The sequence below is a fragment of the Phormidium sp. FACHB-1136 genome (assembly GCF_014697375.1).
Classification (GTDB): domain Bacteria; phylum Cyanobacteriota; class Cyanobacteriia; order Phormidesmidales; family Phormidesmidaceae; genus Nodosilinea.
In genome coordinates, this window is sequence record NZ_JACJRS010000137.1 from 1 (window position 1) to 10530 (window position 10530).

The following is a 10530-nucleotide window of genomic DNA, read 5'->3' on the forward strand; positions in this document are numbered from 1 at the left end:
GCTTCTGAAGCTCTTGCTTTTCCTCTGACGTTAGATAGTTTCTGACTCCCATGGCTTATTCCAGAATTTTAATGTATTATACGCAGTTTAGATGACTAACAGCTTACGTCGATTTGGCTGTGGACGGTGGCGGTGGCGTTGAGCAGATCGAGGCATTTTTGGACGATGGCCATGCCCATACCCACCCCCTGAACGTTGAGGGTGTTGCTGGCCCGGAAAAAGGGCTCGAAAATGCTCTCGATTTCCTCGGTGGGGATGCCCATGCCGTGGTCTTTCACCGTGATTTGGAATTGCTGGGGTTGGCCGTTCACCGAGACTTCGATGGGGGTGTCTGGGGGGGAAAACTTGCAGGCGTTGCTGATCAGATTGATGACTACGGTTTGGAGGAGGCTGGCGTCGGTGATGGGCTGGAGGTAATCGCCTTGCAGGGTCACGGCGATCTGGCGCGGCTGGGCGACGGTGGTGTGGACCTCGGCCACGGCGGCTTCCATCATCGAGGCCAGAGGGACGGGGGCCAATTTTACCTCCACGGGGTCAAATTCAAGGCGATTGAGCAGAATCACATCGTCAATCAGGGCGAGCATCCGTTGAATTGCGCCTTGGATACGGCCTAGGTGTTTGTGACGCAGGGTCGGGGTGAGCTGGTCAAAGTAGTCTTCCAAAATTCCGGTGGAACTGCTGATAATCGCCATGGGGGTGCGATATTCGTGGGAAATGGTGGTGATGATGCGCGACCGCAGCCGATTGAGATCCTGTTCCTGGGCGAGGGCCTGCTCAAGTTTTTGGCCCATCCATTTCAATTGCTGATTGGTGTGGGTGAGGGCGGCGGTGCGTTCCTGCACCCGTTCGTCCAGTTCATCATTCACCTGACGCAGGGCGGCTTCGGCCTTGAGTCGTTCGGCAATTTCCGCCCGCAGCCGTTGGTTTTGATCCTTCATCTGCTGCTGGAGCTGTAGAATGCGCAGTTGATGTTCAATGCGGGCTAGGACTTCGCTGATTTCAAAGGGTTTGGTGATGTAGTCTTGGCCACCCACCGCAAAGGCTTTCACCTTGTCGAGGGGTTCGTCGGAGGCGCTGAGAAAAATAACGGGGATGCTGCTAGTGCGTTCGTCGGCCTTGAGCTGCTGACAAACCTCAAAGCCAGACATCACGGGCATAAAAATATCCAACAAAATTAAATCCGGCGGGTTCACCTGGGCGACATCAAAGGTCATCTCGCCTTTGATGACTTTGCGCACCTTATAGCCCTGCTCAGACAGCATGGCCGACAACAGGCGCAGGTTGTCAGGGCGGTCATCGACCACCAAAATATCGCCCTTGTGGGGAGTTTCTGGGCTACTCATGGCGAGACCTCAAGGGAAGGGTAGCGATATTGCAGGGGAATCGCCTGGGCTAGGGCACTGAGCAGATCGGATTGGTTGAGGGGTTTGAACAGCAGGATATCGCACCCAGCGGCGAAGATTTCCGCCTTCTCCTCTGGGGTATTGCTGGCGGTGATCGCCACGATGGGGGGCGACTGGGGGCCACCCTCCCGCCGGATTTGACGGGTCGCCGTGAGGCCATCCATCCCCGGCATTCGGATATCCATCAAAATGACCTGGGGTTGGAAGGTTCTCCAGGTGGCCACGGCCATTGAGCCCTCTGTGGCTTCGGTAATGGCAAACCCAAGGGGCTCCAACCAGCGGCGTAGCAAAGCCCGGTTCTCAGCCCGATCATCAACAATTAAGACCCGTGGGGGATTATCATGATCCGCTAGTCCCACGACGGTAGGAACCAAGGTGCTGGATGAACTGGGAGCCTGCCAGGCTTCGGTGAGTTTGATAATTTCATCCAGCCGAAATGCCTCTACTAAGGTTTCCAGTGCCTTGGCCAGATCCGCATCCTGGGCGGGCAATTGGGCCACGAGGGCTTCGATGTCGTCCTCATCGGCTCCCCGTGCGGCCCGATAGAGTTGGCGCACCCAATCCTCCGGCTGCTGGGCCAGGGCTTGGATAAGGGGCCGGGAATCGGAGATCATCGGAGCTTCGGCGCTAGGGGCGTCGGCGTCGGCATAGCGGTAGACCACTCCGAGATGCTGGGCCAGTTTTTTCAGTAGCACCGCCTCGGTGATCGGTTTGCGCACAAAGTCTGCGCACCCGGCAGCTAAGATATTGGCCCGTTCCGCCTCAAACACGCTGGCGGTGAGGGCAATAATCACCGTGTCTTGGCCAGCGGGGTCGGCCTTAATGCGGCGGGTGGCTTCGTAGCCGTCCATACCCAACATCCGAATGTCCATCCAAATCAGGTGGGGGCGATGGGCTCGCCATTGGGCAATGGCCTCCTTGCCATCTCCAGCCTCGTATAGATCAAAGCCCAGGGGTTTGAGAAACTGCACTAAAAGCTGACGATTTTCGCGGTAATCATCCACCACTAGGATGCGGTAGGTGGGCTGATCGGGAGCCAACCCCACCACGGTTCTGGCGGGGGCAGCGGCGGCGGTGGGCTCCATGGCCAGGGTGGGCAGGGCCAGCCTCACCCGAAAGGTGGTGCCAACCCCGACCGCACTCTCCACGGCAATCTCGCCGCCCATCAACTCCAAAAACTGACGGCTAATGGCCAGCCCCAAGCCTGTGCCCTCCTGGGCCTTCTGTCCGGTGGTGGTTTGGGCAAAGGGGGTAAATAGGGAAGACATTTCCGCCGCCGCAATGCCGGGGCCAGAGTCGGTGATGGTGAAACAAAGCGGCACCTCTTCCTCCTCCTGGGGTGGGCCAGCTTCTACCGTCAAGGTCACGGATCCCGTTTCGGTAAACTTGAGGGCATTGCCCAGAATATTCATCAAAATTTGCCGTAGCTTGCGCTCATCCCCCATTACCCCCAGGGGCACCGACGGATCGCAGCGATAGATTAAATCCAGCCCCTTGGCCTGGGCTCGGTGCTGGAACATATCCATCAGGCTGGTCAGCATCAGCGGCAGGTCGAAGGGGGCCAGGTTGAGGGTCATGCAGCCCGATTCGATTTTGGCCATGTCCAGCACTTCGTTGATCAGCCCTAGCAAATGATCGCCGCTGCGGTAGATGATCCCCAGGGTGTCTCGTTGGGATTGCACCAGGTCGGTGGGGAGACCGGGCATTCGTTCCAGGTCGCGCTGCATCACCTGGGTAAAGCCAAGGATGGCGTTCAGGGGGGTGCGCAGTTCGTGGCTCATGTTGGCTAAAAAGTCGCTTTTGGCGCGGCTAGCCTGTTCCGCCTGTTCCTTGGCCTGCTGAAGCTCGGCGGTGCGATCCTGGACGCGCTGTTCTAGGGTTTCGTTTAGACGGGTCAGTGCCACCTCGGCCTGGTGCCGAGAAATGGCCCCACCAATGCTGCCCGCCATGGCCATCAGAACAGCCTGACTGTTCTCATCCCATGGGCGCTCTTGGTGGCAATCGTCAAAGCCTGCAAACCCCCAGCACTGATCCCGGATAAAAATCGGCACCACCAAAATGGACAGAATCCCCTGGGGAGCGAGGAGAACCTGCTCCTCCGGGGGAAAGTCTTTGATTAGCCCCTGGATAGCCTCCCCCCGCTCTAGGGCAGCATACCAGCGGGGCAGCATTTCCCGATGGGGATAGTTCATCAGGTCCGGGTTGTCGATCTCGGAAGGCACCCCTGGGGCCACCCACTCCCACCGCTGACTCACCACGATCTCCCCGCTTTCAGGGTGGGGATGCTGCTGAAAAATATAGATCCGATCCACATCGGTGGCCGCACCGAGGGCATCGAGGGCCGCCTGCACCCCCTGGTGGTGGTCGGTGGTGGTGAGCAGGCGATTGGTGGCCATGGCAATCCCCCGCAGGAGGCGGTCGCTCTGGGTGGCGAGGGTTGGTGATAGGGAGGACGGGGCCATTACGTCTACCAGGACGACGGGATGGGCGGGTGACCACGATGACCCACCCCAATTGAATTACTTTATTCTCCTGTATTCATAGACCTTTGGCATCAGCAGGCTTGGGGTAAAAATTTTGGGAAACCCTAGGCAAAAACACAGGATAACGTTACATTTCTTAACCATTTATTCGATGAATGATGCTTTGCCCCAGCTTGGGTTTAGTGCCTTGATGGCCCTAGGATCTGGGGATCGGAGGGGTAGAACAGCCCTTTCCAGCGATGGAGATCTCCACAACATCGGGGAAATCCCAGGGGATACTAGAACTGGAGAGACATAGATGTGATCTCCCGTTCCCTATGGCGGTTCCGTGGCATATTATCGATGGCTAAAGCAAAACGTCAGCACCTTTTTCCCTGTGGCCATCGTGGTCGGGGGCAAGTCTGTCATCGCTGTGAGCAGGAGGCACTCGCCGCTGCGCAAACCCAAGCGCAGGAGGCCATGCGCCAAGCTCAAAAGCAGACTTGGCAGGCCCAGTTTGACGATGATCCCATTGATCTGCGGGGCTTGCCGCGCCATGTGGTTGACAAGGCTCGATTGATTCTCGACGATCTCCAACAAGGGCAGCATTTCAAAGCCCTGAAGGGCAAGCGCATGATTTTTGATCGCACCGTCATCCGTATTCCCGTGGGCCACCGCTATCGGCTGCTGTGCCGGGAACAAGATGGCCAACTGGTGCCCTGGCGGGTGTTGTCCCACGAGGAGTACAACGCCTATGCCAATAACAAACGCCCTGTGGGGTAGGCGGCGAATCTGTGGGGTAGGCGGCGAAATGCCTCGCTGGCAGTCCGTAGGTTTATCCGTAGGTTTATCCGTAGGTTTAGGAATCCTTAGGTTAAATTGAACATAATGCACCTGCCCCGCTTCCTTGGCTATGCCCGACCTTCCCTCCTCGCTGGCCCAGCACTACCACCACCGCACCAAGTACGACCCCGATACCCTGGCCCAGCAAGCCCACCCCCTAGACTATGCCCATCAGCCCGTCCCCTTTAAGACCTATCAGGTGGGGGTGGAAGTCGATCTCAAGCCCTACCTAGATAGCGCCTGGACGCCTTCCCGATCCGAGGACTACGATTGGATGCGGCTGTCGCGGCTGTTGATTAACGCCTACGGGCTAACAGCCAAATTCCCGACCATCACCGGAGACGTCTTTTATCTGCGGTCGGCTCCCTCGGCTGGGGGGCTCTACCCAGCGGAGGTGTACCTGGTCTCACGGGGAACCAAGCTACTACCCGCCGGGTTATACAACTACCAAGCCCGCACCCATAGCCTCTGGCGCTACTGGGACGACCATACCTGGGGCAACCTGCAACGGGCCTGTTTTTGGCACCCAGCCCTAGCCTCCACCCAAATGGCCCTGGTCGTAACGGGGGTGTTCTATCGGTCGGCTTGGCGCTACCGGGATCGGGCCTATCGGCGCATTTGCCTCGATACGGGGCACCTGCTGGGCAATATCGAACTGGCCAGCGCCCTGACGGACTATCGCCCCCACCTGATCGCCAGTTTTGCCGATCAGGCCATGGCCCAGTTGCTCTACCTCAATGCCGACGAAGAGGGCGTTTTGGCGGTGCTGCCCCTGGCGGACTTGCTGGCGGTGGAGCAAAACCTGGCCACCACCCAAAGCATCTTTGTTGCCCCGACCCAAACCACCTACCCACGGGTTGCCGATGGTCAGTTACTCCAGTATTTCCACCAGGCCACCCATCTAGCGGATGCCACCAATGCGCCCAACTGGGTCTCTCGCCATCCCCCCGAAGCCGACGATGACAGCCCCCTAGAGGACAAGTACAATTTTCCCTTTTGCCTACGGGTGTCCACCCAAACCACCCCCATCCCCTGGGGCGATAATCTCAGTTCCCTGGAGAACACCATCCTCAAACGCCGCTCTACCCGACAGTATAGTGGTGGGCACATTTCCTTCGAGGCGCTGAAGCACCTACTCGACTTCACCTACCAACCCCAGCACTACCGGGATCAAGGGCTAGATGGCGATCCCGACTACGGCGACCTGGGCCTGTTGCAAACCTTTTTGGCGATCTCCGGCGTGGATGGCCTAGAGGCGGGCTGCTACTACTACGCCCCCCGCAGCCAAGAACTGCGCCAGGTGCGGTTCAAGCAGTTTCGGCCCGAATTGCATTACCTCTGCCTCGGCCAAGAGCTGGGCCGCGATGCCGCCGCCGTGCTGTTCCACACCGCCGATCTCAAAGCCGCCACCGCCGCCTACGGGGATCGAGTCTACCGCTATCTGCACATGGATGCAGGTCACCTGGGCCAGCGCCTCAACCTGGCCGCCATTTACCTGGGCCTGGGGGTTAGCGGCATTGGCGGCTTCTACGATGACCAAGTCAACGAGGTACTGGGCATTCCCGCCGACGAGGCCGTCATCTACATCACTACCCTCGGCCAACCCGCTACGACCTAACCACAGCGGCTAAAAACCGGAGTTCTGATCTGTCATTCCGGCGAGGGACCCTCGCCCCTACCGTTTGCGGGATAGCATTGGGCTATGAAAGCTGAGCTAGGGCACGGTGGCGGTTCCCACAATGGTCTCAGATTGTTCGGGATCGGCAGCGCGAATCACCACAGTGTTGAATAGGCTGATGTCGGTGCCTTCGGGAACTGCCAGGTCAAAGGCGGCTTGGTCGGCGGGAATGGGGCCAAGGGGAATGTGGCGTTTGGCCAGATTGCCGTTGATGGTCAGCAGCGCCTCTAGGGGCAACGCCTCGGCACTGGTGCTGAAATTCTGAAAGGACAGGGTCGTGCGGTGATGAATAATGGCCGCTCCCACATAGCCACTGGCGCTAAAGTCTCCCTTTCCGGCCACCGTTCCCATGGGTTCTATCTCCCGATATTGCACGACTTTCTACGCTATCCCAGGACGGCAGAAAAGGCAAAAGCGTGTCCCGGCCTTCTCCGACCTCCCCCGACTTTCCCTTGCCACAGAGTTGCCACAAAACCGTCATTCCCCCGAAATACCAGGTTGATAAAGTGTTTTTCCAAGTCGGGTATGGCCCATCAGCCATGGCCCCTTTGTCCCCTCAGCAGAGAGGACTGGGTACGGTTCTCCCACGGGGAAATCCCCCTTGGAGGGGATGTTGAATCCCTAGATAATACGAACAATGAAGGATGGAAAGTCATGGTCTAGGACTGGGCTGAATAGGGGAAGCAGTAAATAGGGGAGGAAAAGGACGTTTAGCCAATTCTTAAGTCTTTGGAAAACTTTGCTGGAGAATATTCTGGCCGTGGAAACAAAGTCTGAATCCGATGCGTCCTAAAGTTTTGTGAAGCATTCCTTGCTCTTTACGCAACAGAACGGTTGTTATATGCTGGAAGGAGAAACTCATAATGATTACGAGTTTACGCCGATGGCCATGGCCATCTACTGAGGCCAATATTAAAAGAACCCTCTTGTAGGAAAGCCCGTTGCGAGCAAGGTTTTTCGCACAACATCCAACTTTCTACCCAGGGGCGACGTTGAGACAAGCCGGGTTGTCGCCTGACCCATCCTGATAGCGCTAGATTTGGCCGAAGTTTGGGTGAGGGAACCTTTTCCCTCGATCCGTCGTTATCACAGCCCAGAGAATAGTCCAGCGTTGGGCTAGGCCACGCACCCATTTCAAAGACACGCCTGGTATCAAGATTACATCCTGTGTGCCAGAGCGAATTTACCGGGGTTTGTAAACCCCAAATTGCCCTCAAGTTTTGTTTATTTTGTCAGTCAGGGCGTTACCAGCATTGTCAGTGGAGGAGAGGTCAACCGATGACGAAAACCAAAACCCGTACTTTAAAAAGCAAACCCCTCTACAGCGCCGATGCGGTGCGCACCTATCTCCACGAGATCGGGCGGGTTCCCCTGTTGACCCATGAAGAGGAAATTATCTTTGGCAAACAGGTGCAAACCTACATGGCGCTGTTGGATCTGAAGGAATCCCTCACCGCCAGCCTAGAACGGGAACCCAGCCGTAGCGAGTGGGCAGAGGCGGCACAGATCACCCCGGATCTGTTGGCCAAGCAATTGCGCCTGGGCGAACGGGCGAAGCACAAAATGATCGAAGCCAATCTGCGCCTGGTGGTGGCCATCGCTAAGAAGTATCAAAAGCGCAACCTGGAGTTTTTGGATTTAATCCAAGAGGGCACCCTCGGTTTGGAACGAGGCGTAGAAAAATTTGACCCCACCAAGGGCTACAAGTTTTCCACCTATGCCTACTGGTGGATTCGCCAAGCCATTACCCGCGCCATTGCCCAGCAGGCCCGCACCATCCGGCTGCCCATCCACATCACCGAAAAGCTGAATAAAATTAAGCGGGTGCAGCGGGAGCTCTCCCAACAACTGGGTCGCGCCCCCAACGCCGCCGAAATTGGTGAAGCCCTAGAGCTTGATCCCACTCAAATTCGGGAATTCTTGGTGCTGTCTCGCCAGCCCATTTCCCTGGATGTGCGCATTGGCGACAACCAAGACACCGAGCTGCAAGAGCTGCTGGAGGACGACGGCATTTCGCCGGAAACCTTCACCGCCCAGGAATCCCTCAAGCAGGACATTCGCAACCTGCTGTCGGAACTGACACCCCAGCAAAAGGAAGTGATTACCCTGCGCTACGGCCTAGAGGACGGCAACGAACTCTCCCTGGCCAAGGTGGGCAACCGCATGAACATCAGCCGCGAACGGGTACGCCAGCTCGAACAGCAAGCCCTCAAACACCTGCGCCGCCGCAAAGGGGCCATGCACGGCTACATCGCTAGCTAGTGCCCCTACCCTTGCGATTGCCCACGGCGTCGATAATCGTTGATGATCGTGGCTTGATCTCCTCCGATTCCCTGGATGGGTTAATCTTCCCTAGCTCCGCCTGATTGATTTCAGGGGGAGCTAGTTTTTTCTCCCCGATCAGGGGGTTATCCGTTCGCCGCATCCTGGGGCCGAGGGCGGAACAAGTGGGTGTGGTCGGGGTTGTAGAGGCGGGAGCGGACTTGGCCACCACGCAGGGCGGGGCTAATCAGATAGAGCGTGGTGCGAATCAGATCGTGTTCCTGGGTGGCAGCGGCCATCTCCGCTAGGGGGACCAGCCAAATTTGCTCATCGGGCCAGCCCAGCCGAAAGCAAATCGCCACCGGGGTATCGGCCTCGTAGTGCTGCATCAGTTGAGCCTGGGCGGCTTCCACATGGCGGGCACTGAGGTAGAGGCACAGGCTGGTTTTGTGGGCGGCCATACTGGCGAGATCCTCGCTGGCGGGTACCTGGGTGCGGCCACTAATGCGGGTCAAAATAATCGACTGCACCAGCCCCGGAATAGTAAGTTCGGCATTCAGCTTGGCAGCAGCGGCCTGGTAGGCACTGATCCCCGGCACCACCTCAAAGGGAATATCCACCTCGGTGAGCGCCTGGATTTGCTCGTGAATGGCGCTATAAAGGCTGGGATCGCCGGACTGAATGCGTACTACAGATTGCCCTGCCCGCACCCGATCAATCATCAGCGGCAGGATGCGTTCTAGGGTCAGATTAGCGGTCCCCAAGCGTTCGGCATCGGGTCTGGCCCAGTCCAAAATTTGGGTTGGAACCAGGGAATTGGCATAGAGAATCACATCGGCCTGACTGATAATGCGCTGGGCCTTGATGGTCAAAAGTTCGGGATCGCCAGGGCCAGCCCCCACCAAATAGACCGCTGGCACCAGGGCTCGCCCCGGTACCGACAACGGCGAAGACTGGATTTTAACGGGAAGCGATAGGCTAGGCATCAGCAAGGGGCCAAGATTTACATAGTGCTTGGATCATAGCTTATTAACTGTTAGTCATCTATTGCGGGCTTCACTCGAATGAAGGATATCGCTAAGATCCCCCCAGCCCTATTTTAATGGGGAGTACAAGGCGAATCTTCTACAGCAATAAACTGGGGAGATCTGAAGCTAAACAAGCTTGTGCCTGACTGAATCGAGAACCGCTATAAGCTGCGTATAATACATTAAACTTCCGCAATAAGCCATGGGATTCAAAAACTATCTAACGCCAGAGGCAAAGCAAGAACTTCAGAAGCCGTTGAAATTCCATGATCATCCTGACCTTCGAGAGTGAATTTTGATATTGCTATTACGCAAGGATGGTAGGACTCAGTAAGAGATCGCCGATCTAATCGGATGCTCCTTTACTTGAATCGATGAAGATCTAGAAGCGCTTGTCTATAACCTGTTGAACGAGGGACAACTTGTCATTAGCTGGGATCGTAAGATCAGAAGCATAAGGAAATATAAGGAAAATGTAATGTAATGTAATGTGCATCAGCTTAAAAGTCCCCCCCTTTAGCTGTTCAAAGCTAGATTCTCATCAGCTTACTTGACGAGGTTGTATCTAAGAATACAGTAAATGGCCCGGACTCCATCTTTCCAGCCAATTTTTTTGCCTTCTTGATAGGTACGACCATAGTAAGAAATTCCCACCTGACTGCCTGACAGAAGTGGGTGAAAGGCTTGAAACCTCGTGCTGCGAGGGGGAAAAGGTGAGGTGACATGAGACGCTGGAATTGCATATCTCAGGGTCTTTGCCATGCCAGCCACCACCTGTCTCTATGATCAAGTGCTGTCCTTGCTGCGTCAATATAGCCATCGTCGGGATCTGCGACACCTCAAGGCCTTGGCGT

At 56.6% G+C, this 10530-nt stretch carries 7 protein-coding genes; 3 read left to right on the forward strand and 4 right to left on the reverse strand.

Going from position 1 to position 10530, the window contains the following annotated elements; all coding sequences use genetic code 11:
- Nucleotides 1-95: 95 nt before the first annotated feature.
- Complete coding sequence (locus tag H6G62_RS24290) at nt 96-1343, reverse strand: hybrid sensor histidine kinase/response regulator (protein WP_190500019.1); 1248 nt, start codon at nt 1341-1343, stop codon at nt 96-98.
- Complete coding sequence (locus tag H6G62_RS24295; RefSeq protein WP_190500021.1) at nt 1340-3865, reverse strand: response regulator; 2526 nt, start codon at nt 3863-3865, stop codon at nt 1340-1342. The genes H6G62_RS24290 and H6G62_RS24295 overlap by 4 nt, the downstream gene beginning before the upstream one ends.
- A 363-nt stretch (nt 3866-4228) precedes the next feature.
- On the opposite strand from H6G62_RS24295, the gene H6G62_RS24300 reads away from it, so the two are divergent.
- Together H6G62_RS24300 and H6G62_RS24305 are read left to right on the forward strand one after the other, a co-directional pair.
- The gene (locus H6G62_RS24300) at nt 4229-4648 is read left to right on the forward strand and encodes a hypothetical protein (RefSeq protein WP_190500023.1); all 420 of its coding nucleotides are present in this window, start codon (nt 4229-4231) and stop codon (nt 4646-4648) included.
- Nucleotides 4649-4778: 130 nt separating this feature from the next.
- A complete protein-coding gene (locus tag H6G62_RS24305) occupies nt 4779-6326 on the forward strand; it encodes a SagB/ThcOx family dehydrogenase (RefSeq protein ID WP_190500025.1) in 1548 nt (515 codons plus the stop codon).
- 96 nt (nt 6327-6422) lie between these two features.
- Here the strand turns inward: H6G62_RS24305 and H6G62_RS24310 are convergent, their stop codons facing one another.
- Nucleotides 6423-6761, reverse strand: coding sequence for a hypothetical protein (locus H6G62_RS24310; protein WP_190500027.1), 339 nt, complete (start codon nt 6759-6761; stop codon nt 6423-6425).
- A 903-nt stretch (nt 6762-7664) separates the two neighbouring features.
- Between H6G62_RS24310 and H6G62_RS24315 the strand changes: the two genes are divergently transcribed.
- Nucleotides 7665-8648: an RNA polymerase sigma factor, RpoD/SigA family gene (locus H6G62_RS24315; protein WP_190500029.1), complete on the forward strand. Its 984-nt coding sequence runs from the start codon at nt 7665-7667 to the stop codon at nt 8646-8648.
- 146 nt (nt 8649-8794) lie between these two features.
- Here the strand turns inward: H6G62_RS24315 and cobM are convergent, their stop codons facing one another.
- Nucleotides 8795-9634, reverse strand: a complete 840-nt coding sequence (gene cobM, locus H6G62_RS24320; protein WP_190500031.1) for a precorrin-4 C(11)-methyltransferase — start codon at nt 9632-9634, stop codon at nt 8795-8797.
- Between the last annotated feature and the right edge of the window lie 896 nt (nt 9635-10530).